The 23310-nt window shown below is 57.9% G+C and carries 14 protein-coding genes and 1 pseudogene; 7 read left to right on the top strand and 8 right to left on the bottom strand.

From position 1 onward, the window contains the following. The first annotated feature begins 6 nt into the window (after nucleotides 1-6). Genes O4H53_RS03945 through O4H53_RS03935 form a run of 3 tightly spaced genes read left to right on the top strand, consistent with a single transcriptional unit; the run spans nucleotide 7 to nucleotide 7036 of the window. Nucleotides 7-468: a hypothetical protein gene (locus tag O4H53_RS03945; protein ID WP_269361570.1), complete on the top strand. Its 462-nt coding sequence runs from the start codon at nucleotides 7-9 to the stop codon at nucleotides 466-468. A 3-nt stretch (nucleotides 469-471) separates the two neighbouring features. Beyond that, nucleotides 472-3246 (top strand): BPTD_3080 family restriction endonuclease, encoded by a 2775-nt coding sequence (locus tag O4H53_RS03940; RefSeq protein WP_269361569.1) that lies wholly within the window; start codon nucleotides 472-474, stop codon nucleotides 3244-3246. A gap of 13 nt (nucleotides 3247-3259) precedes the next feature. After that, the gene (locus O4H53_RS03935) at nucleotides 3260-7036 is read left to right on the top strand and encodes an AAA family ATPase (protein WP_269361568.1); all 3777 of its coding nucleotides are present in this window, start codon (nucleotides 3260-3262) and stop codon (nucleotides 7034-7036) included. Nucleotides 7037-7159: 123 nt separating this feature from the next. Here the strand turns inward: O4H53_RS03935 and O4H53_RS03930 are convergent, their stop codons facing one another. The 4 genes and pseudogenes from O4H53_RS03930 to O4H53_RS03915 all read right to left on the bottom strand — a co-directional run bounded on the left by O4H53_RS03930 (nucleotide 7160) and on the right by O4H53_RS03915 (nucleotide 8674). Next, entirely contained in the window at nucleotides 7160-7462 is a 303-nt protein-coding gene (locus O4H53_RS03930) for a hypothetical protein (RefSeq protein ID WP_269361609.1), read from the bottom strand. Then, nucleotides 7463-7924, bottom strand: a complete 462-nt coding sequence (locus O4H53_RS03925; RefSeq protein ID WP_269361608.1) for a hypothetical protein — start codon at nucleotides 7922-7924, stop codon at nucleotides 7463-7465. Nucleotides 7925-8237: 313 nt separating this feature from the next. After that, a pseudogene (locus tag O4H53_RS27165) lies at nucleotides 8238-8444 on the bottom strand (relaxase/mobilization nuclease domain-containing protein); the annotation flags it as partial. A 38-nt stretch (nucleotides 8445-8482) separates the two neighbouring features. Continuing rightward, nucleotides 8483-8674: a hypothetical protein gene (locus tag O4H53_RS03915; protein WP_269361567.1), complete on the bottom strand. Its 192-nt coding sequence runs from the start codon at nucleotides 8672-8674 to the stop codon at nucleotides 8483-8485. 47 nt (nucleotides 8675-8721) lie between these two features. On the opposite strand from O4H53_RS03915, the gene O4H53_RS03910 reads away from it, so the two are divergent. Further along, nucleotides 8722-9147, top strand: coding sequence for a hypothetical protein (locus O4H53_RS03910; RefSeq protein WP_269361566.1), 426 nt, complete (start codon nucleotides 8722-8724; stop codon nucleotides 9145-9147). Here O4H53_RS03910 and O4H53_RS03905 read toward each other — a convergent pair. Further along, entirely contained in the window at nucleotides 9074-9550 is a 477-nt protein-coding gene (locus O4H53_RS03905; RefSeq protein ID WP_269361565.1) for a plasmid mobilization protein, read from the bottom strand. The two genes, O4H53_RS03910 and O4H53_RS03905, sit on opposite strands and share 74 nt — an antisense overlap. Next, a complete protein-coding gene (locus O4H53_RS03900) occupies nucleotides 9547-10401 on the bottom strand; it encodes a hypothetical protein (protein ID WP_269361564.1) in 855 nt (284 codons plus the stop codon). The genes O4H53_RS03905 and O4H53_RS03900 overlap by 4 nt, the downstream gene beginning before the upstream one ends. 368 nt (nucleotides 10402-10769) lie before the next feature. Between O4H53_RS03900 and O4H53_RS03895 the strand changes: the two genes are divergently transcribed. Further along, nucleotides 10770-11399 (top strand): hypothetical protein, encoded by a 630-nt coding sequence (locus O4H53_RS03895; RefSeq protein WP_269361563.1) that lies wholly within the window; start codon nucleotides 10770-10772, stop codon nucleotides 11397-11399. Nucleotides 11400-12194: 795 nt separating this feature from the next. On the opposite strand, the gene O4H53_RS03890 is transcribed toward O4H53_RS03895, so the two are convergent. Beyond that, nucleotides 12195-15863: an Ig-like domain-containing protein gene (locus O4H53_RS03890; RefSeq protein ID WP_269361562.1), complete on the bottom strand. Its 3669-nt coding sequence runs from the start codon at nucleotides 15861-15863 to the stop codon at nucleotides 12195-12197. Between the two features lie 372 nt (nucleotides 15864-16235). Next, complete coding sequence (locus O4H53_RS03885) at nucleotides 16236-16613, bottom strand: MerR family transcriptional regulator (protein WP_269361561.1); 378 nt, start codon at nucleotides 16611-16613, stop codon at nucleotides 16236-16238. 86 nt (nucleotides 16614-16699) lie between these two features. Here O4H53_RS03885 and O4H53_RS03880 point away from each other — a divergent pair, with 86 nt between their 5' ends. Next, on the top strand, nucleotides 16700-17488 hold the full coding sequence (locus O4H53_RS03880; protein ID WP_269361559.1) for an alpha/beta fold hydrolase: 789 nt from the start codon (nucleotides 16700-16702) through the stop codon (nucleotides 17486-17488). A 603-nt stretch (nucleotides 17489-18091) separates the two neighbouring features. Continuing rightward, nucleotides 18092-23029, top strand: coding sequence for a hypothetical protein (locus O4H53_RS03875; RefSeq protein ID WP_269361557.1), 4938 nt, complete (start codon nucleotides 18092-18094; stop codon nucleotides 23027-23029). Nucleotides 23030-23310 lie beyond the last annotated feature (281 nt).

Raw genomic sequence — 23310 nt, 5'->3', positions numbered from 1 at the left:
TTGTTCTTGGATGCCACCACCGCAGCCGGGCTATACGGCAACGCTGGGAAACAAGCAGTAAAAGCTGAGTATCGGGGGCAAATAAGTGTCAGGGGAGCCGCAATTTTTTCGGGCAGTGTTGATCTTGACGAGCACTTCAAAGCCGATGAACCCAACGACAATCGCTGGGACTATGGTGTTGGCTTCACTGCTGGAATTGAGTTTGCATTGTGGATCGAGCCGCATCCCGCAAGTGGATCGGGTGAGGTTGCAGTGATGTTGAGGAAACTGGAGTGGTTGAAAGCCAAGCTGAAGACCCCGGATTTTGCTGATCTAGCAGCATTGACCTCTGCTGCCGAAGAGAAAGGAGAAATTGCTTATCGATGGCTCTATAGCGGCAAAACGAGTTTTCGGGCTGGAGGCAAGGAAGCTCGTCAGCTTGCCCAGAAGGGCATGAAGTTGCCCGAACGTAGCATACAGGTAGGCTGAACCATGTCCCTGATCATCAACCGCCCGTGGGAGCGGCCAGAGCAGCATTGGATCGAGGGCAAAGGCGGCAAGCTGGAGATCAAGCCAGAGCGGCGGCCTGCGAGTTACGAGGTCTTCGACGCGCGCAACAACACCAAGCGCACCGAAGTGCTGGCCATGGTCAACACGATCCGCGACCGGGTGGATCAATGGCGCGAGGCTGGCTGGCCCGGTATCACCATCGTGACGCGCAAGCTGTTGGAGCATTGGCACGACGAAACCGCGCGCCAGCATCCGTTCTACTTCTGCCAATTGGAGGCGATTGAGACGCTGATCTGGTGGGTCGAGGGCGCGGAGGCCTACAAACAGGGCGTTCATGTGCCAGGCGATGGTGGTGCGTGGGAACGGCTGTGCAACAAGATGGCCACCGGCGCGGGCAAGACGACGGTGATGGCGATGATCATCACCTGGCAGGTTTTGAACGCGCTGACCTATCCGAAGCGAAACAAGGATTTCAGCCGCGCGGTGTTCATTGTTGCGCCAGGCCTGACCGTGAAGGGCCGTTTGCAGGTGCTGATGCCTTCTGAGGGCAGCTACTACGATGAGTTCAATCTGTGTCCTTCGGAGTCGATGCGCCAGAAGCTGAACCAGGCTGAGGTGTTGATCGAGAACTGGCATACGCTGATGCCGTTGAAAGTGGTTCAGCGGTCGGTCGTCCAGAAGGGCAAGGAGTCTGACGAGGCGTTCACGCGCCGTGTGCTTGGCAAGCTGGCCGCGCATAAGGACATAATCGTCATCAACGATGAAGCTCACCACGCCTATCGTAAACCGCCAGAGCTGAAGATTTCCAAGAAGCAGGCGGCGGAACAGGGTATTGACCTGGACGAGGCGACGCGCTGGATCGAAGGCTTGGACCGCATCCACAAGACGCGCCGCATTCAACGATGTTTTGATCTCTCCGCGACCCCTTTTGCCCCAACTGGCAAGAAGAGCACCGACACGGCGCTGTTCGATTGGATCATCTCGGATTTCGGGCTGAACGATGCGATTGAGGCAGGGCTGGTAAAGACGCCGCGCGTAGTGGTTCGGGATGATGCGCTGCCGGATTCCAAAACGCTACGATCAAAGCTCTACCACATCTATCGTGACAAATCGGTCTCCGAAGACCTGAACCGAGCGAGGGCAGAACCGCACGAGGCGCTGCCAAAGCTCGTGCAAGATGCCTACACGCTTCTTGGGGCCGATTGGCGAGAGACGGCGAAGGACTGGGCCGAAGCCGGACATCATTCACCGCCTGTTATGCTGACGGTGTGCAATCGGACAGAGACAGCCGCCCGGATCGAGAACTATTTCAACCAGGGTGATGCCCATTGGCCGGAGCTGCAGGCCCCCAACAAGACCTTGCGCGTGGACTCCAAGGTACTGGACAAGGCGGAGATCGGCGAGGCGGCCACTTCGGACAAAGCATATGATCAGCGACTTCAGGAGATCGTTGAAGCGTCAGACATACCGGAAACCCGGAAACGGCAGTTGGCCGCCCTAAAGAAGGAAGAGCTGCTCCGCGAGATCATCGACAATGTCGGCAAACGCGGACAGGCCGGACAGGACCTGCAGAATGTGATATCTGTGGCGATGCTGTCCGAAGGATGGGATGCGAAGAACGTCACCCACATTATGGGCTTGCGCGCGTTCACGTCGCAGTTGCTGTGCGAACAAGTTGTTGGTCGAGGCCTTCGGCGGGTTTCCTACGACACAGACGAGAATGGTCTGTTTTTACCGGAATACGTGAACGTGTTTGGCGTTCCTCTTTCGATCTCCGAAGCCGGGGAACCCGGTGAAGCCCCACCTCCACCTAAGCCAACAACACAGATTGAAGTCGTTCCTGAACGCGCCAATCTTGAGATCAAATGGCCGAACGTGGTTCGTGTCGAGTCGATTGTTCGTCGCGAGCTGTCTGTTGAATGGTCGGACGTTGAGACACTTACGCTTGATCCTGCCTCCACGCCCATCAGCGCGGACTTAGCCCCTGCTCTAGGCGGTGCAACCGACCTGGGCAAAGTCTCCTCGATTGACTTGGAAAAGCTCCCGGACGGCTTCAGGCTTCAACGCCTCGTGTTTCAAGCGGCCCGAAAGGGGTTCGCAGGCTTAAATCATGGCTTTAAGGGGTCGGAAGACCTGCTTGCAGCGCAGCTTGTCCGGATCGTCGAAGAATTCATCGACTCTGGGGCGCTGCAAATCCCGTCGCTCTTTCACTCCGATCCTCTAAGGCGTCGCATTCTGATCGCTCTCAACATCGATCTGGTTGTTCAGCACCTTATGCAAAGTGTGTTTGAGCAGAACAGGACCAAGTTGACGCCGATCTTCGACGAGGAAAACCCAATCGGTTCCACGGGACAGATGCGCACCTGGTACACGACCAAGCCCAATTTCCCTGCCGTTAAGTCACATATCAGCCATTTGGTGGGGGATTCCTCCTGGGAAGGTCATGCAGCCAACGTGTTCGAGAGATCGAGCGATGTTCAGGCCTACGCAAAGAATGATCACCTAGGATTTCAAATACAATATCTATGGTCGGGTTCGCGCAGGCGCTATGTTCCTGATTTCCTGGTGAAATACACAAACGGCAAAATGTTGGCGTTGGAAATCAAAGGGGCTGACAGCCCACAAAACAAGGCAAAACGCGTTGCACTGGCCGAGTGGGTAGATGCTGTGAATGAAGTCGGTGGCTTTAGACATTGGTCATGGGACGTTGCTTTTGAACCACAAGAGGTACCGGATATTGTTGCCCGACACGCATAGTAAAGGACACTCGATGTCCCGGATTCCGACACGTCACCTATCGGTTAGAGTTCCCTGGCATGACGCTGGTTGGGACGGCACTGTTTGCCGCGCACCGCGCGAGAATGCGAGCTGCCTTGCGCTGAATCGCATCGGCGCAAGCAAGGACGGTGATCTCGAAGAGACCTATGCAGGCGAGTTTCTTGACGACATTCCGGTCAAGGACGTTCCGCCCTGCTTTGCCGAGCGCGTGAACTTTCTCTCGAAGCGACCGCAGCGCCGGATCGCTCACCACGCCTATTCGAGCACGAGTGAGCACCACAGCCACATCAGCGATACCGCCTTCATTCACCCTGCCTATTCGGCGGCGGCAACGCCGTTTGGCTGGCTCCTGAAAGAGCGCGCATGGGGGAAGGATTGGCGGAAGGGGAAACTCGACAACTATTCGCTCGTCGAGCGCTACGGGATCGAGTCTGCGCCCGAGCACGAACCGGACGAACCGGGATGGCTGGCCGGTAGGCCCTGGATTCAGGGTGAGAACAATCAGGCGGCCTTGCTGGATGCCTTCTTCGGCGCGCTCAAGCCCAAGCAAAGCCTGATCTTCGCCTATGCCAAGCGCACCCCGCTCATCGACGATGACAAGTGGATGCTGATCGGCGTTGGCCGGATTACCTCAGTCGGCGAGCTGCAGGAATGGGACTACGATCCTCCCAACCATGACGGGCTGCGCTCCTATCTCTGGGAACGCTCGGTCGGCCATACCATCCGGCCTGACGGCAAGGACGGCATTCTGCTGCCCTATCACGATCTCCTTGAGCGCTGCGACAATGATCCGGCGCTCGACCCGTCGCCCTACATGGCCTTCATCCCCGATGCTTATCGCGAGGAATTTCTGTTTGCGAGCGAGCACGTCTCGCCGGGAACGGCCATCGCCGCTCTGCTGAGCATCAAGACCGCGCTGGCAAACTACGAAGAGCAATTCGGGGGTGACTGGAGCCTGCAGCAAAAATGGATCGACCAGCAGCTCGGCGAGCTCTGGACCATGCGCGGCCCCTATCCGGGCATGGGCTCGGTGCTGTGTGCTATGGGCGTCGAACACGGTTATCAGCTCGCATATCACTGCTGGGAAAAAGCAGGCGAAAACGGTAATCCGTGGCCGGTCCTTGCAGCTCTGGTCAAAGACCCAAAGGAACTCCCGGGTGATCTGAAAGACCAGGTCGAAGGCTTTGCCGATACATGGGCCTATCTTGCGGGAAAGCGTGGCACGGATCGCCTCGCCTTTGGCAAACTGCTCGCCCGCTTTGACATCTCATTGCCGCAGGCAATGCGCTGGTGGGACGAGTCATCGCGAAGCAATGCCGGAATCACTCTGTCCGGCGAAGAGCTGAGTGATGCAGCGATCATGGCGAACCCTTATCTGCTGTATGAAAGCGATCGCGACCAGCCAGAGTCCATCGCATTCGAAACGATCGATCAGGGCGCGTTCCCAGAGAAGGCGATCGCCACCAAGCACCCGCTGGAGGCACCGTCAAAGATCACCGGTCCTGTTGATGGCAGGCGGCTACGCGCGGCAACCGCCGCCGTGTTGGAAGAGGCCGCGATCAACGGCCATACCCTGATTTCACGGGCGGACATCATTGCAAAACTGCGCGACAAGCCATTGAGCCCGTCGCTTCCGGCGTCTGACGATCAGTATGAAATCCATGCCGACCGGCTCGGTCCGATCATCACCGAATGTCAGCTTGAGAACGGCAAGCCCGCATACCAGCTCGACCGGCTGGTCGTGTGCCGCGAGCTGATCGCGAGCACGGTTAGGAAGCGCGTCAATCAGGGCAAGCGGCACAGCGTCGAGATCGACTGGCTCGAAAAGCTGGATATGACCTTTCCCGACGACAAGAAGGCCTCCAAGGGATCGAGCGCGTATCTTCGCCGCCAGGAACAGGCCGCGGCACTCGAAGAACTTGCCGCCTCACGCTTTTCTGTGCTGATCGGCCCCGCCGGAACGGGAAAGACGACCCTTCTGAAATTCTTGTGTGAAGCGGAGCCGATCGCAAATCGCGGCATTCTTCTGCTCGCCCCGACCGGCAAGGCACGGGTACGCCTGCAGCTTTCAACAGGAATGGAAGCAAAAACCCTTGCGCAGTTTCTGAGACCGCAGCGCTACCACGAAGCAACGCAAAGTTATCACGTGATGGGCGATACCGAGCGCTACTCTGCCTGCAAAACCGTGATAGTTGATGAAGCCTCGATGCTGACCGAAGAGCAGCTTGCTGCGCTGCTTGACGGTCTTGGCGGCGTCGAGCGGATCATCCTCGTCGGCGATCCAAGCCAGCTTCCGCCCATCGGCGCGGGACGCCCCTTTGTCGATATCGTCAAGCTGCTGCAGCCCGAGAGCTTCGCCGCCAACAAGCCGCGCATCGGCAAGGGCTATGCCGAGCTGACTATCGGCAGCCGCCAAAAAGGCAAAGAGCGGCGCGATCTTGAGTTCGCCGAGCTGTTCAGTGGCCGCCCAGCAGGACCGGCGCAGGACGAGATAATTGCCGGGGTCACCGACGGTGAGATCGGCCCACACTTGAGAATCTGTTCCTGGTCTACCCCGGCAGCGCTCGCAACGATGCTGCCTAAAGTGATCGGAGAAGAGCTCGGTGTCGATCCTGAGAATCTGGAACAATCATTCGCCGTACAGGCCCTTGGCGGCAATCCGAGCGGCTCATCGGTCTATTTCAATTTCTGGAGCTCGGGACCGGCAGCAGACCGTTGGCAAATCCTCTCGCCTATCAAGGGTGAAGCGGCAGGCACGATCACGCTCAATCGCCTGATCCAGCAGGGCTTTCGCGGCGAGACAAAGCGTAAGGCAGCGCTTGCTGACCGCAGGTTCGCCAAGGTGCCGACACCGATGGGCGGTGACGGGATCATTTATGGCGACAAGGTCATCAATCTCGGCAACCATCGCAGGCGATGGGTCTTCCCCGAACAGTTCGACGATGGCACCGAGCCGCTGCTCTATGTCGCGAATGGCGAGATTGGCATCGTTACGGGCCCTTTCAAGAGAAAGGGCAAGAAAACAAAGCTCAACAATCTGAAGGTCACGCTCTCCTCGCAGCCGGGCTACGAATACACCTACTGGCAGAGTGATCTCGGCGAGGATAAGAACCTGCTCGAACTTGCCTACGCTCTTACGGTCCATAAGGCCCAGGGCAGCGAGTTTGACACGGTGTTTGTGGTGCTGCCGAACCCGTGCAGGATTCTCTCACGTGAATTGCTTTACACGGCGCTGACCCGCCAAAATGAACGGCTTGTCCTGTTCTGCCAGGGTGAATTGCACAAGCTTCTTGAGTACCGGCATCTTTCAGACGCAGCGCGCCGTCTGACAAACCTGTTCGAAGATCCGGAACCCGTGCAGATCGGCCAGCATGTCTATGACGGCAAGCATATTCACATGTCTCGACGCAAAGAGCTGATGATCTCAAAGTCCGAAGTGATAATTGCCAATGAATTGAGCGCCTCCGGCATCGAGTATGCCTACGAGCTACCCTTTATTGGCACGGATGGCAGTCGCCGATATCCTGATTTTACGATTGAGGACCCGGATACCGGCGTCACGTGGTTGTGGGAGCACCTCGGCATGCTCGGCAACCCTGAGTATGAAAAGAAATGGGGCTACAAGAAGGAATGGTACCGCAAGAACGGTGTAAAATCCGCCGATGAGGGGGGTGGTGAAGTGGCAACTTTAGTCACGACGACAGAGATGAATGGAATCGATCACGATCAAATTGCTGACCTAATTAGGAGAATCAAAGATGGGGCGTGACGCATGGCGTTTGGGCATATTGTGATTTGCAGTTTCATCTTTATTCGCGATGCCATCGACAATTTCTATCAACGGCCCACCGTCAATGCCGCAGCCCCCTCTCCGCATGGGCCTCCTGGCTGTCTAGCTGTCCCTCAATCTCTCGGCGGCGGCTTTCGCTAAGGTCAAGCTCTGCTGCAAGCTCTCGTCCAGCGTCTTGTAGCTCGCCTCGTCGTTCAGCAATCCGTTCAAGGCCTTCATGGATGCGGCTTGTGAACGAATGAGTAACGCTACGCAGTCTTTCAAGCCAGCCAGTTCCTTCTCGATCCTCGTCGTCGAGCGTTCCTCTAACCCGCTCAATTCCTTTGCTGAGACCTCGCATGCCGTCACCAACCGCTCGACGCAGGCGAGCAAGTCGCGTTCCAAGGCTGTCAGGGGGGTCGTCATCTAATTCTCCTCGATCTTGATGCAGGTCACTGATCTGCCGCCCATCGTGCAGGTCCTTAGCCGCGTCTTCGATGGGTCCAGGATCAGCCAGGTCCCCTCGGGCCGTTCGATCCGTGTCAGGCCCAGTTCCGTCAGCTCCGAGCGTGTCAGATGCACCGTCCAGAAGAAGCTCGCGGCCATCATCAAGGCGATCCCCGTCAGTACCATCGCTGCGATCAGCCAGGGTGAGATCGTCAGCCAAAGGTGGATCGATCTCAGCCGCGTCTCGAACATGGTCGCCGTCTCGGTCTGGAAGCGGCGCGTATCGCTCGCGATGGTATGCTGCGCGGCGCCCACAATGTTCTTCAAATCGATCCTGAAGCTCTTGAGCTGAGACGAGATCGAGGCGACGTGTTCGGCCCGGATCGTGTCGAGTTCCACGTTCAGCTTCTCGCTCAGCCGGGTCGGCTTGCCAGTCTTCATGGAAAATCTCTCCTTTCAAACGCCAGCGCTCGTCCGTGTCTGGATCGCGGGCGGTCAGGTATGCTTTACCGACGCGGGGCAGGTCGTAGCCTGCGTCTGTGAGGGCGTCGATCATGGTGGCGCGGTCAGTGATCAGGCCGACGCTAATCTGGTCTTGCAACCACGCGTGCAGCTCGTCGCGGCCTTGGGCGCGGGTCGGGGTTTCAATGGTGTCGCGGACCTCTTGGACTCGGTCCAACTCCATCGGATCGGCCCAGCCGTGACGCTGGTTCATAACGTCCCGAAGGCTGTCATAGGCGTTCTGGTAGCCGGGTGGCGCGATGTTGAGGCTCTTACCCGTCGTCAGCTCCAGGCGCGGCGTGCAGAAGTGAAGCTCGACCCGGCCTTCGTGGGTATGTCGGACCCAGAGCATGTCGTATTGCTCGCCGTCCAGCCCCGCGAAGGCCAGCCGCTCGAACTGGTCCATGACTTCGGCCTGCTGCGCCTCGCTGGGCGCGTCCTCGGCGGCAAAGCTGATCACGCCCGCGCGGTAGGTCCACTGGTGGCGGCTGGCGTCGATCAACGCCTCGGTGCGCTCAGGGTTGCCGCGCAGGACTCGGGGAGCGGGGCGCGCGTGACGGTCATCGGCTGGCCCGACACATCGCGGATCAGATCGCGGTTGTCGTCATAGGCCAGCACGCGCTCGGCCACGAGGTACCCGACCGGTCCCGCGCCCGCGCCTTTGCCATTTGGGAAGAACTTGATCAGCATTCGATTTTCTCAGATGCTGAAACGCGTGCCGGAACAAGGACCGCAGAATGGACAGTACAATTGTCAAACAGCGTATCCGAAACAGACAAATAGAATGGCTGGAAATGGCGGTCGTGCCAGAGGACGCGGCCAGCATGGGTTGGTATGAGTTCGTGAACCTTTGGGACGATGTCTCGCCTAAGACATGCTTCCTCTGCATGACCGAGCCGGTATTCACAAAGGATGAGATGAGCCAGTTGGATCGGATAGAAGAACTCGTCACAGCACTTGCGAACGATCCGTCTGAAGACACTAACGATCCTGAATGGCTTAAGAGCAACCAGCTCTACGATGCGTTGCGCAGGCAGGCCGGAATTGCTTTGCTTGAGTGCATGAAGCGCGGCAGGTTTGACGAAGAAATCAAGCAATTCGATGTTCCTTCAGAAGACTGGCCAGACCCCTTTCGATCACAACCAAACGGGTCAGGTACCTGAGAGCCACGACCTCCGCAAAGTCGCCTCTTTTGGCAGCGCCGTTGATCTGTTTCGTGATCTGGTTGAGGTTGCCGCCGATGCGCCCGACGGTCAGCACCAGCGCAGGATCGGCGCGGGGGATGGGTTTACGACGACGCGCTTCGGTTAGGCCAAGCGCCTCGCGCAGCAGGGTCGCGGCGGGCAGGCCCGCGGCCTCAGCCTTGGCGCGCAACTGGGCCTTCTCGAACGCGGTGCAACGGAAGACGAAGGTCTCTGTCAGCGGCTCTTTGGTGCGGGCATTTCCCGCGCCGGTGGGGTTCGAAGGGGAGGCTTGCCGCCCCTCGCAAGGTCCCGTGTCAGCAGCGCCAGCGTATGACATGGGTCGCCTTGCTGTTTGCTCTTCGGTGGGATCGGTTGCGGTCATGATCTAAGGCCCGCCGCCTGGATTTGCGCCTGTGTCACAAGCTCTGCGGCCAGCAACGCGTCGATCTGGCCCGGCGTGATGTGGCGGCAAAGCGGATGCTTGTCTGTGACCCAGTTTGCCAAGCCTACCAGCATCTCAGCTTCTTTGGCCTTCGCAGTCTCCCGGCTCTTTGCGATGTCCTCGACATAGCTCCGCCAGCGACCCGACTTGAACCAGTTGTCCGAGAAACAGACCTTGGACCGGGTGAAGCCCTTGCTCTCAGTCCCGTAGGCTTGGACGGCCTGCAACAGGGCCTCGACCTTTGTTCCAGCATCCAAAGCTTCCCTGATCCGATTGAGACACTCAGCCTTCCCGCGCAGCCGGTCGGTCGGATAGGCGGCCAGAATCTTCTCAGCCTCTTCATCCTCCGCCGCCTCGCGCTCGCGCGAAGGAGGTTTATGGATGGTTTTAGGATGGTTTGGGGGCCACAGTGGCCCCGGTACCCCGGCCACTGTGGCCCCCGTTCCGGGTCCAGTCTGGACGGGGTCCACAGTGGCCCCCGTCTCGATATCGGGCTCGGCGGTCAGCTCGAGCGCCTCGATCTGGGCCAGATCGATCCGGTAGACCACTGTGAATCCGTTCTTGCACCCCCGCGCGCCAGTTTCGACCAGAATGCCTTCCTTCAGGAAGTCGCGGATCGTCCGCTTGACCGTGGTCTCGCCCAGCTCGGTGTGCCGCTGGATCGTCCCCTTCGAACACCAGATGCCTGAACCATCATCCGAGGCCTTGTCCGCCAAGAACATGATAATCTGCTTGCGCGTCGCACTCCCGAATTTCCGTTCGGCACACGCATTCGCAACCCGCCAGCTCATTGGATGGCCTCGGGGACAAGGTTTGACAATTCGCCGCTAAGTGCTTGATGCGCTGTGGTGGGTTTGACAGGTTTTCCGAAGCTAAGCTGTTGGACACCTTCAATAAGCTTCGGTTTGAAAATCCTCGTGTCGGTGGTTCGATTCCGCCCCCGGGCACCATTAAATTGCTGAATTAATTAGATAAAATATAGATTTTCCGACTGTCTTGTCGTTTCGTATACTTAGACACAGTTACACACTCAGGATAAGCCATTGGTTTAACGGGAAAATCACCAAACGCAAAGAAACAGATCAAGCATCTCCGACGTGGACTCAGCATCTATAAGACGGGCAGATCACCGTTCTGGCGCGCGCGTGTATATGATTCCGTGAAGAAGCGATACGTCGTTCGTTCGACCAAAGAAACCAGTCGCTTAGATGCTGCCGAAGTCGCAGAAGAAATCGTCGCTGACTACAAGTCGAAGCAGAACACCAGTCACGCTTTGACCAAGGATCGTTCGTTTGAGCATTACGCACGGTTGCAGTCGAATGCGACGAAAGTTCAGAAGAGGGGCGCACAGAACAAGTACGCGTTCAGCGATGAGTATAAGATCTTGTTTCGCGCTGAGGACGGCGTCGTCGCGTACTTTGGGAAACATGACGTGGGTAAGATCAATTCAGGCATGGTGCGTGACGACCTGACGTTCTTGGACAGTCGGAGAGACAAACCCCTCGCGTCAGGCACCAAGGCAAAACAATGCATGATGATCGGCAAGGTGCTGATGTACGCGCTAGAGGACGGCGTGATCGACATTATCCCCGCGATGCCCAAGCAGCGTACGAAAGATGCGCCACGGGTGTCCATTACTGGGGGGCAGTACAAAAAACTGATTACGACTGCGCGCAAGATCGCGGCGGCAGGAGAAACGAAGGTCCGGGGTGTCCTGATCGAACCCCAACACGTCCAAATTTGGGAGTTCATGGTGCATTCGTTCATGCGTCCAACCGTGTCGGAGTAGTTTGCCCTGCGTCACTGCGATGTGGTCGAGAGAGGCACCTTATAGCGCTTCGGGAGATACCTGAATCACTTGTTCGCTGCCTCTCCCTGCGGTCGAACGCGAAAAGTGATGTTGGATGTTTCAAGTTAATCCCGAAACGCTGTAGGTAACGCTGATGACCCGCTACATCTTGAATTGAAGATCGACGGTAAGACGGGTCCCCGCTATGTAGCGACGATGCCGCGCGGTTACTCTCTTTACCAAGATATCGTTGACGGAGACAGTGACCTGACTGACCCACAAGCGTTTGTGTTCATGCCAGAGTACCCGAACCGCACGACAGCGGTGAACACGGCACGAGGTATCTTCAATCACTTCTTGGACGTAACAGAGTTGAAGACGGACAATGACGGCAACGACCGTTTACCGTACTCGCTACGTCATTACGCATTGCAGTCGCGACTGCGAAAGTCGAACGGTAAGATCAACATCTATGCGTCAAATTCAGGGTAAAACCTGCCCCATAGGACAGGCAACCAAAAGGCATTTGGATGTTTGGGTACATTTCTGATCCCCACCTGTGTAGTGGCGACCAAACTTTTGCCGACCAAGATTGAGGCGCACACCTGCAAACATGCCATCAAGGGACCTGAACCCATTATCAAAACCAGGAGTCTGTTTCGTCGGTTCATCAAAGACGCGTGTTTGTTAGACTTTCATTCGTTCGGCTTCATAGATGCCCGCAAGTCAAGTTCTTCTGACAAGACCAGACCGATCCTGGGTCCCCACACTCAGCATTTCGCCAGCCTGCGCACATCAAAATATAAAATCGTTTGCGTGAAGTTCGTTCAGGTTCACACCCAGCAACGTGATTGTGTTGCCGTCGCCCGTGTCGATCAACACATTCGCTCCGGATTGTGACGCAGCGCCGCCCACTCCCAACAGATCAGCAAGAGTATTGATCGTCGAAAGGTTCGAGAAATCAATTGTTTCAAGATCGTTAGTTGCATCAAAATCCGTGATCGTGTCGTTCCCATGACCATCCGTGAACACGAAGGTGTCAGCATTGAAATTACCTATCAGTGTGTCGTCGCCCGTGCCTCCGTCGATCCGATCAAATCCTGCTCCGCCCTGGACAAGGTCGTTGTCCGCCCCGCCGCTCAGATCATCATTGCCCGTGCCCCCCCAGAGACGGTCATTTCCTGTGCCGCCGTCCAGCGTATCATCACCCTGTTCACCGAAAAGCCCGTCAGTCCCCGCGTCGCCGTGCAACAGGTCATCATTGTCGCCTCCGAAAAGGCGGTCAAACCCCTGACCGCCAATCAACGTGTCATTTCCACTGCGGCCATAAAGATTGTCGGCCTGATTGCCGCCGTCCAGCAGGTCATTGCCAGCTCCGCCGTCGAGATGGTCAAACCCGCCTTCACCATACAACGTATCGTTACCTTCTTCGCCGAAGAGACGATCAACGCTCAGGCCAACATTGGTGCCCCCATAAAGCAGGTCATCATCGGCACCGCCGTATAGACGGTCCGCATCCGTTCCCCCCAGCAGCGTGTCATTGCCGGCATCACCATAGAGATTGTCATAGCCTTGACCCCCGACAAGTCGGTCATCGCCAGACCCACCGTTCAACTGGTCCGTATTTGCCCCGCCATCCAGCGTATCATCGCCCTCGTCTCCCCAGAGAGTGTCAAAGCCTGCATTCCCGAAGACCAGATCAGCACCTTCGCCACCACTGAGTGTGTCATTCCCCTGATTGCCAAGGATCGTGTCATTTCCGCGCAGGCCGAATAGAATGTCGCTGTCCGGGTCGCCGTTCATAAGCTCGCTGTCGGACGTGCCAAACTGGGCAATGTTTCCGTCCAAAGCACCAAGTGTGATAGTCACGGTGGCCACGTCTCCGCCCCAGCCCAAACCATCGGAAACCCGGTAGGTAAAGCTGTCACTGCCTTGCAGACCAGCACCAAGGACTTCGTACGCCCCAAAGGGAACATAATCAAAGGTGCCATCCGCGTTCAGCGTCAGCAGCGCGCCCGAAGGGAGCATGATCTGTTGGCCTACGCTCGCTCGCACGCCATTCACTTCGACTACGGTGAGTTGTGAATTGGAGTCCGGGTCGTTGTCGAATCCCGAACCGTTATCTGCAAAAACAGAGCCCTGCAAAACCCGAAGACCATCGGAGGTCAGCGCATCGTCCTGCGCCACTGTGGCATCATTTGCGCCGTTGATCGTGATCGTGACCGTGGCGGTAGCATCGCCATTCAACTCATAGGTAAAACTGTCGGTTGCAGTGACCCCACCCGGCAGATGTTCAAACTGGCCATTCGGGTCATAGTCAAACGTACCGTCCGCGTTCAGGACCAGCAGAGCGCCGCTGGCCAGAACAACCGTTTGCCCCACGTCAGCGGCGCTGCCATTCACCGCCGTGATCAAAAGAGGTGAATCAATATCCGTGTCTGCGCCAAAGCCATTATCGCCAAATACACTGAGACCGCTGAGCGCAGCGTTTTCTCCAACGTCAAAAGCGTCATCCCGCGAAATCGCCGCATCGTCCACGCCGTTGATCGTGACCGTGACTGTACCCACGTCGATGACAGGTACAAAACTTATCCGACCGTAGATAACATAAGTTTGTCCAGCACTTGCATTTCCATTAGGGTCCGCACCGGGTGCTCCGATAATCAAATCATCAATGCCGTCGCCGTTTACATCACCAGCGGCGGAGACGGATATACCACTGAGGTCAAATTCATTGATGCCGTTCACAACAAAGCCGTTTGTGCCATCTAGTGCTGAGAGATCCAATTGTCGCTCAAAGCCCGTGCTCGTTCCGAACACAATGTAACTCTCGCCGCTGCTGCTAAAGTTTCTGCGAGGGGCTCCTATGATCAGATCGTCAATGCCATCGCCATTTACATCACCTGCGGATGACACCGAAGTACCGCTCCTGTCTCCTCGTGCGACACCGTTGATCAAAAAGCCATTGCTGCCATTCAAGGCCGACAATTCTAGGCTCGGATCAAATCCTTCAGCATTGCCGAACACAACGTAGCTTTGTCCAGAACGTACGTCAGTCCTGTTGGCGTTCGGTGCACCGATAATGACATCCGCAATACCATCGCCATTTACATCACCTGCGTACGAAACGGAGTAACCGCTATTGTCGAAATTATATAACCCGTTGATGACAAATCCGTTGCGTCCATCCAATGCGTTCAAGTCAAAATTTGCGTCAAAGCCTTCATTGCTACCAAATATGACATAGGTCGCTCCAGTCTGAATGCCATTCGGATCTGCCCCATCTGCTCCAATGATCACGTCGTCGATGCCGTCGCCGTTGAGATCTCCTGCGGAGGAAACCGATCTTCCGAAACGGTCAGACTCTATGAGTCCGCTTATAGCAAACCCATTGGAGCCATCCAGTGACGACAACTCCAAGTTAGGCGCAAAACCAGCATCACTGCCGAAAACAATATAGCTTGCACCGGAGTTTTCCGCATTTGCGTCAACCGTGACAGCTCCAATGATCACATCGTCAATACCATCACCGTTGACATCGCCAGCAGATGAGACTGACTCTCCGAAATAGTCGTGAAAAGACATACCGTGGATAGCAAAACCGTTGCTACCGTTTAGTGCGTCCAAGTCAAAGTTTGCATCAAAGCCTGCCGTGTTGCCAAACACGACATATGCTGCTCCGGTCACATATTGATTCGGATTTGCGCCGGATGCTCCAATTATTAGATCGCCAATACCGTCGCCGTTTACGTCTCCTGCGGACGAAACCGATATTCCCGAAAGGTCAAGATTACCAACGCCGTTGATGACGAAACCATTACTTCCGTCGAGTTCAGATAATTCAAGACTAGCGTCGAATCCAGAGGCGTTGCCAAAGATGACATAGGTTTCGCCAGCATCCCGAAAACCATTGCCATCGGCGCCCCACGCCCCGATTAACAAGTCGTCAATACCGTCACCGTTCACATCACCAGCAGCAGCGACTGAGTTGCCGCTGTGGTCCCCTTGATTGATAATATTATTTTCGCCATCAGGTACCCCGGGGTCGATGATTACGGGATCAATGCCGTTGATTACGAAGCCATCTCCGCCATCAAGTTCCGAAAGCTCCAATTCTGCGGCAAATATACCTGGTGCCGAGACCAGCTCCCCATCGGTCAGCGTATAAGTGAAAGTATCCGTGACACTTTCCCCGTCTGGCAGCGCGTCAAACGCGCCGTTTGGGTCATAGTCAAACGTACCATCCGCGTTGAGCGTCAGCAGTGCGCCCGAGGGCAAGGTGATCTGCTGTCCGATATTTGCTGCGACGCCATTGACCTCTATCACCCCCAGAACCGTGCCCGCATCTGGGTCGTTGTCCGCCCCCGATCCATTGTCTGCCAGAACCGAACCGGAGAGGATGTTGTCAGCATCCGTTGCAACAGCATCATTTTCAGCGACAGGTGCGGTGTTGGATAGGCTCATCTGGTCAACGCCTTTCTGAAAATAAAATTTGGGCTGGCTGTGCGACATCATCCTAAGCAATTAGCGACAGGCTAGCCACTGGCTTCACCACATGCAATCCGGACCTGCAAAAGAGAAAAAAATTGCCAGAAATGAATAGTGATTTCTATCCGGCAGCCAACCGACAAACCGGTATTGTATTGCAAAAAGTCGCTCAAAGGGGCTTTGTTGATGTTACCGCCACCCGACGCCAGGGCGGCAAAAGTACCCGGGAGGCCGTCTTTGATCAATTCTGCGCAAGGCAAGAAGGGCAGGTCCGATGGCCCTTCAATCCATTCATAGGCAGTGTTCAGCGAGGCTGTCTTGAGAAAAACCGGCTAAGGTGTAAATGCCTTAGTCCTGAGACAAGGGGACGGGGGTATCCACTGGCAGATCAGCCAAGTAGCCGACAATCTGGGACCGGGACCGCTCCATATCCGCCAGCCTCCGGTCGAGTTTCGCCACTTCACCTTCAAGCCGGGCGCGCAAGCGGTCACAGGGGTGGAACGTAGGCTTCGGGCTGATGATGCAGGGCAAAAGGTCGTGCATCGCCTCGACCGTCAGGCCGGCATCCGCCAACTGTTTTATCCGCTTTGCCTCTTCGAGGTCGGCTTCAGAATAGTCGCGATAGCCGCTGCCGGTTCGGTGCGGCTGGAGCAAGCCTTCGGCCTCGTAAAAGCGCAACATCCGGACGGTGATACCACTGCGCCGAGCAATTTCTCCGATCTGCATGGATATATCTCCATTTTCCATTTGACCCTAACAACGCTGTCAGGGTGCATAACAAGAGCCGACACATCAAGTCGGAGAATGGATTCATGTCGAAAATCGAATATTTGCAGTATGACGGTGCCCGCGTTGGTTATCGTGACGACGGTGAGGGGCGGCCTCTGGTGCTGGTGCATGGGACAGGAGGGGACGGTGAGGCGAACTTTTCTGGCGTAATGCCCTACCTGTCTGCCCGAAGGGTAATCCGGCCTGATTACGCAGGGGCCGGGCTGACAGATGATCCCGCCAAGGCCCTGACACTGGACCGTCTGGCCGGGCAAGTGCTGGCAGCGGTGGACCATGCCGGCGTCGAGTCATTCGATCTGTTGGGCTTCTCCCTCGGCGCTGCTGTTGCAACTCGGCTTGCGGCCCGGCAGCGAGACAGGGTCGAACGGCTCGCGCTGGTCGGTGGCTTTGTCTCTGGAGGTGATCCCCGGTCGCAATTGCAGTTCCGGCACTGGGCGGATCTTGCACGGCGGGACCCGGCATCGCTCGCACGGCTCATGCTGTTGACAGGCTTCAGCCGCGCCTTCCTCGCCGCAATAGACGATATGGAATCGGTCGTTGCGGAAATGGTGGCAAGCAGCAACTGGCAAGGTATCGCGCGGCAGGCCGAGCTCGATCTCCAAGTCGATGTCTCAAGCGATCTGGCAGATATTCGCGCTCATACGTTGGTACTTGGCAATCAACAGGATCAGATGGTGGACCCCAAAGCCTCGGTCGTTCTGGCGGATGGCATCGGCCATAGCACGCTCGACTGGATCGACGGGCCACACCTGGCATTGATGGAAACACCGAAGCCGATTGCAGAGTTGCTAACGCAGTTTTTCCACGACTGACGCCATACATAGGGTGGCAACAGCGCTTCCTAGAGCACGACAGAGCCACGGGAGCGCCACTTCTCGCAAGTAGAAACACGATCCAGTGCCGTCCTTCGCACTACAAAAGTGAAGGGCGGCTTTCTCCGCATAGCAAACCAAAAATGCTGCACAATGTGCCAAACGTCTGCTTCGGTGAAGCCGCAATGCTGCACCGATCACTGAAGCCAACGGCAGGTCTGGGCCGTCAGCCACGATTGCGGCTAAGGATAACCTAAGGTTGCCGGAGATCTTGGCGCCCCTATGGGCGTACTTACCCCCCGGGCCGATCCCCTGGCTGGCCCCGGTGCGACTCTCAAAAGGATGTCGGAACCGGCCCGGGGCGCGCAAGGATTGTTTCCAGAATCGCCGTTACGACAGCCTTGTCAGGTGAGGCAAAATTGCACTATATCTTAAGTCTGTAATGCTTTGGTATGGATAATTTATGTAGAGTTTCGTACTAAGCGGTGTATGGTTAAAAGTATGGGTGTCCTCGCTTTCGTCGTGATGACCGAGGGCGGGGCACCGCGTTTTTGATGCAAGGCATCATGTCGTGTGAACGGCTCAGAGTCATGGAGCTGCCAATTGGGCAAGTTTGAGAGCAACAAGGGTACTCAGGCGCAGGATCAGGGTGCGCGTTCGCCGATTCCGATGTCCCACTTTCAGGCATTGAGCGAAATGGGGTCGCGTAACACCGGCGTGTCAGTCACGGCTGGCGCGATCGGCATGGGCCTGGCATCGCAGAGCGCGTCCCAGGACGGGCTGCTTGCCTTTGCGGCGACCCTGCCCGGAGGCGATTTCCTTGCGCCCGTCGCGAAAGCCGGATCTCAGACGCAGCGCGGCGGCGGGCCGGTTGACGGCGCGGGCGATATTGCGGCCGAAGCCGGTGTCGCGGCCGAGTTCCAATCCGAATCTCCCCTGGCTGAAGCCGGCGCCCGGACCGATTCGCTTGGCGAAGAGGGGCAGGAATCCGCCGCGAGCGACCTTGCGGCCACCCCTGCATTCCAGGAAAATCAGCAAATTTTCAGCATTGCCGGCGAGGCAAATGCGCCCGGTATTGTTGCCGTTTCGAATACAATGACCGTTTCTCCGGTCGCGGCGCAGACCGAAGTCCGCGGGGGTGGATTGAACGCTCCGGTGGTCGAGACCGGCCATAACAACGGCGGAAATGCCAGCCCCGAGGACGATGTCAGCCCGGACGATCAGGGGGTGATCGGCGGCCTTCTGGGTGAGGATGGCGTTGTCGGGGGGGGTATCGATTCGGTCATCGGTGATGGTGGTCTTGTGGACGACCTGCTGGATGGCCTGCTCGGCGGGGACGGGTTGCTTGGCTCCGTTCTGGGCGAGAATGGCGTGATCGATGCGATCATCGGCGAGGATGGCATCCTTGCGGGTGTTCTGGGCAATGGCGGCATTATCGATTCCGTTCTCGGGGATGATGGTCTGATCGACGCGGTGCTTGGCGATGGCGGGCTGGTCGATGGCGTTCTCGGCGGGCTTCTGGGCGATGGCGGTCTGGTTGACGGTGTCCTGGGCGACGGCGGTCTGGTCGACGGGGTCGTGGACGGGCTGCTGGGTGATGACGGTCTGGTTGGCGGGATCCTTGGCGAGGACGGTCTGGTCGATGGGGTTCTGGACGGCGTCCTTGGTGATGACGGTCTGGTTGGCGGGATCCTTGGCGAGGACGGTCTGGTCGATGGGGTTCTGGACGGCGTCCTTGGCGATGACGGGCTGGTTGACGGGATCCTTGGTGACGACGGCCTGGTTGATGGGGTCCTGGACGGCGTCCTCGGCGATGACGGGCTGGTTGGCGGGATCCTTGGTGACGACGGTCTGGTCGATGGGGTTCTGGACGGCGTCCTTGGCGATGACGGGCTGGTTGACGGGATCCTTGGTGAGGATGGTGTCCTGGGTGGTCTGCTCGGCGAGGGTGGCGTGCTTGGTTCCGTTCTGGGCGAGAATGGCGTGGTGGACGTGCTCACCGGCGAAGACGGCGTCCTTTCGGGCGTGCTCGGCGACGGGGGTGTTATCGATTCCGTTCTCGGAGACGATGGTCTGGTTGACGCGGTGCTTGGCGATGACGGGATTGTCGGCGGGCTTCTGGGCGATGACGGTCTGGTTGACGGTGTCCTTGGCGAAGACGGTCTGGTTGGCGGTCTCCTTGGTGATGATGGGCTGGTTGGCGGTCTCCTTGGTGATGATGGGCTGGTTGGCGGACTTCTGGGTGATGACGGTCTGGTTGACGGCGTCCTCGGGGAAGATGGCGTTTTGGGTGGCCTGCTTGGCGATGGCGGCCTGCTGGGCGGTTTGTCGGGTGAGCAGGGTGGCATTGGCGGTCTGCTCGGGTCGGTGCCGCTTCTTGGCGGTCTCTTCGGGGGCGGTTCCGACGACGCGCCCGACCTGCCGTCCGCCGCGGATATCTTGCCGCAGGAACTGGTCGGGGATGTTGTAGAGACTGTCGAAGACCTCGCCGATGGTGTCCTTGGTGAAGACGGTATCGTCGGAGGCCTGCTGGGCGATGACGGCGTTGTGGATTCGGTGCTGGGCGGTGGCGGCCTTCTGGGTGGTCTGCTTGGCGGCGCTGCTCCGGATGTGGCGGATGTGGCTGCGCCGGAAGTGGCCGAGGATGTCGTGGAGACTGTCGAAGACCTTGCGGATGCGGTTCTCGCGGAGGACGGTATCGTCGGTGGTCTGCTGGGTGACGACGGCGTTGTCGATGCGGTGCTGGGCGGTGGCGGTCTTCTGGGTGGCCTGCTTGGCGGCGACGCGCCGGACGTGGCGGATGTGGCTGCGCCGGAAGTGGTCGAGGATGTTGTGGATACGGTAGAAGACCTTGCGGATGCGGTTCTCGGGGAGGATGGCGTCGTAGGTGGTCTTCTGGGCGACGACGGCGTTGTCGATGCGGTGCTGGGCGGTGGTTTGCTGGGCGGCCTGCTTGGCGGCGACGCGCCGGATGTGGCGGATGTGGCCGCACCGGAAGTGGTCGAGGATGTTGTAGAGACTGTCGAAGACCTTGCGGATGCGGTTCTCGGGGATGACGGTGTCGTTGGTGGTCTGCTGGGTGACGACGGCGTTGTGGATGCGGTGCTGGGTGGTGGTTTGCTGGGCGGCCTGCTTGGCGGTGCCGCGCCGGATGTTGAAGATGTTCTTCCCGAAGTGCCGCTGGTTGATGAGCCGATTGCGGATATCGTCTCGCCTGAGCTGGTCGAGGATGTCGTAGAGACGGTCGAAGACCTCGCGGATGAGGTTCTCGGTGAGGACGGTATCGTCGGTGATCTTCTGGGCGGTCTGCTTGGTGGTGACGCGCCGGACGTGGAAGATGTTCTTCCCGAAGTGCAGGCGGTTGATGAGCCGGTTGCGGATGTGGCGGATGTCGTCGCGCCGGAAGTGGTTGAGGACGTTGTAGAAACGGTCGAAGACCTCGCGGATGAGGTTCTCGGTGAGGAAGGTGTCCTCGGTGGTCTGCTGGGAGGTCTTCTCGGAGGTGACACGCCGGACGTGGAAGATGTTCTTCCTGAGGTGCAGGCGGTTGATGAGCCAGTTGCGGATGTTGTCGCGCCTGAGGTGATCGAGGATGTCGTCGAGACGGTCCAGGACCTTGTGGATGAGGTTCTTGGCGACGAGGGCGTCGTTGGTGACCTGCTCGGGGGTGCTGTGCCGGATGTGGCCGACGTGGTCTCGCCTGAGGTGGTCGAGGATGTCGTAGATACGGTAGAAGACCTTGCGGATGCGGTTCTCGGGGAGGATGGCGTCGTTGGTGGTCTGTTGGGCGGTCTTCTCGGAGGTGACACGCCGGACGTTGAAGATGTTCTTCCCGAAGTTCAGGCGGTTGATGCGCCGGTCGCGGATGTGGTCGAGGATGTCGTCGAGACAGTCGAGGACCTTGTGGATGAGGTTCTTGGCGACGAGGGCGTCGTCGGTGATTTGCTTGGCGATGCCGCGCCGGATGTGGCAGATGTGGCCGCGCCTGAGGTGGTTGAGGACGTTGTAGAAACTGTCGAAGACCTTGCGGATGGTGTGCTCGGTGGTCTGCTCGGCGGTGCCGTGCCGGATGTTGAGGATGTTCTTCCTGAGGTGCAGGCGGTTGATGCGCCGGTTGCGGATGTCGCGGAAGTCGTCTCGCCTGAAGTGGTTGAGGACGTTGTAGAAACGGTCGAAGACCTTGTGGATGAGGTTCTTGGCGACGAGGGCGTCGTCGGTGATTTGCTTGGCGATGCCGCGCCGGATGTGGCAGATGTGGCCGCGCCTGAGGTGGTTGAGGACGTTGTAGAAACTGTCGAAGACCTTGCGGATGGTGTGCTCGGTGGTCTGCTCGGCGGTGCCGTGCCGGATGTTGAGGATGTTCTTCCTGAGGTGCAGGCGGTTGATGCGCCGGTTGCGGATGTCGCGGAAGTCGTCTCGCCTGAAGTGGTTGAGGACGTTGTAGAAACGGTCGAAGACCTTGCGGATGAGGTTCTTGGCGACGAGGGCGTCGTTGGTGAATTGCTCGGTGATGTCGCGCCGGATGTGGCGGATGTTGTCTCGCCTGAGGTGGTCGAGGATGCTGTCGAGACTGTCGAAGACCTCGCGGATGAGGTTCTCGGTGAGGAAGGTGTCCTCGGTGGTCTTCTAGGCGGTCTGCTCGGCGGTGCCGTGCCGGATGTTGAGGATGTTCTTCCCGAAGTACAGGCGGTTGATGAGCCTGTTGCGGAAGTCGCGGAAGTCGTCACGCCGGAAGTGGTCGAGGATGCCGCAGAGACGGTCGAGGACCTTGCGGATGAGGTTCTCGGGGACGCGGGTGTTGCGGGCGGTCTGCTTGGTGAAACGCCTGTGGCGGGCGTGCTTGCGGATACGCTGCCATCGGTCGGTGGTGTTCTGACCGAAGGGGTGATTCCCCTGCCGGTGGACAATGTCGATGAAGCACCCGCAGCGGCACCCGCCGCCGATATGGTCGAGGAAACCGTCGAAGCGGTCGTCGAAGATCTGCCGGTTGGCGACGCCGAAGGCGATGGCGGGTTCCTGGATACGCTGGTGGCCGGGATCGGCGATGAAACCCTGGATCCTGCAGGGGAAATTTTCGAGCTGGGCGGGTCGGTTCTTGACGGGCTGCTTGGCGAAACGGATGTCTTTGGTATCAATGTTGTCGAAAACGGCGCGGAAGGCGATGATCTGTTCGCGGGTCTGACCGGTGGCGAGGGGCTTTCCGGAAGCCTGATCGAGCAAGGTGTGCTGGAGCTTTCCGATCCGGTCGATACCGGCGAAACCGACGATTATATCGACAACCTTCTGAACGATATTCTGGCTGGTGGCGTGAGTGACATCACCGGTGAGGAGGCCGCCTTTGACGCGCTTCTGGGCAACGATGCCGAAGTCGAGGAAGTGGGCGAAATTGGCGAGCTGATCGGGGCCGAGGTTGGCGAACTTGCGGAGGCAACGGCGGTCGAGGACGCTCTGGGCATTCTCTTCGACCAGGGCGCGGAACAAGGGCACAACTCGCCCTTTGGTGGATTGCTGGGTGGCCTGACCAACGACGACAGCGTTTAACGAGCGCGATTCAGGCGGGGAGGACAGGTGGTCACCACAGTCAAGTGGTGGCCATATTTCGCATGAGTGATTTTTAGTAAGTATTTAGTATCGTTAAATTTTATCGAGTGCCATAGAATTAACTCAATTTAGTTGCAGCGTGCAAAAGAGTACAATTACAACTTGTAACGAACGGTCTGGAACGTTTTAAAGAAAACCACCTCTGGTTGGGTGGAAGTCCGGGATGTTTTGGGATTTCTTCCGGGTGAGACAAAGAGATTTGGAAAGGACTGGCCTTGGCA

It is taken from the genome of Sulfitobacter sp. G21635-S1 (genome assembly GCF_027213915.1).
Lineage (GTDB): Bacteria > Pseudomonadota > Alphaproteobacteria > Rhodobacterales > Rhodobacteraceae > Sulfitobacter.
Note: the sequence above shows the minus strand (reverse complement) of the source record. Positions and strands in the feature narration are given on the sequence as shown.

Excerpts from the sequence above, each read along its gene's own strand:
- O4H53_RS03915 (WP_269361567.1), bottom strand. The coding sequence starts at position 8,674 with ATGCTGATCAAGTTCTTCCCAAATGGCAAAGGCGCGGGCGCGGGACCG.
- O4H53_RS03930 (WP_269361609.1), bottom strand. The coding sequence starts at position 7,462 with ATGACGACCCCCCTGACAGCCTTGGAACGCGACTTGCTCGCCTGCGTC.
- O4H53_RS03910 (WP_269361566.1), top strand. The coding sequence starts at position 8,722 with ATGGACAGTACAATTGTCAAACAGCGTATCCGAAACAGACAAATAGAA.
- O4H53_RS03905 (WP_269361565.1), bottom strand. The coding sequence starts at position 9,550 with ATGACCGCAACCGATCCCACCGAAGAGCAAACAGCAAGGCGACCCATG.
- O4H53_RS03940 (WP_269361569.1), top strand. The coding sequence starts at position 472 with ATGTCCCTGATCATCAACCGCCCGTGGGAGCGGCCAGAGCAGCATTGG.
- O4H53_RS03890 (WP_269361562.1), bottom strand. The coding sequence starts at position 15,863 with ATGAGCCTATCCAACACCGCACCTGTCGCTGAAAATGATGCTGTTGCA.
- O4H53_RS03935 (WP_269361568.1), top strand. The coding sequence starts at position 3,260 with ATGTCCCGGATTCCGACACGTCACCTATCGGTTAGAGTTCCCTGGCAT.
- O4H53_RS03880 (WP_269361559.1), top strand. The coding sequence starts at position 16,700 with ATGTCGAAAATCGAATATTTGCAGTATGACGGTGCCCGCGTTGGTTAT.
- O4H53_RS03900 (WP_269361564.1), bottom strand. The coding sequence starts at position 10,401 with ATGAGCTGGCGGGTTGCGAATGCGTGTGCCGAACGGAAATTCGGGAGT.
- O4H53_RS03885 (WP_269361561.1), bottom strand. The coding sequence starts at position 16,613 with ATGCAGATCGGAGAAATTGCTCGGCGCAGTGGTATCACCGTCCGGATG.
- O4H53_RS03925 (WP_269361608.1), bottom strand. The coding sequence starts at position 7,924 with ATGAAGACTGGCAAGCCGACCCGGCTGAGCGAGAAGCTGAACGTGGAA.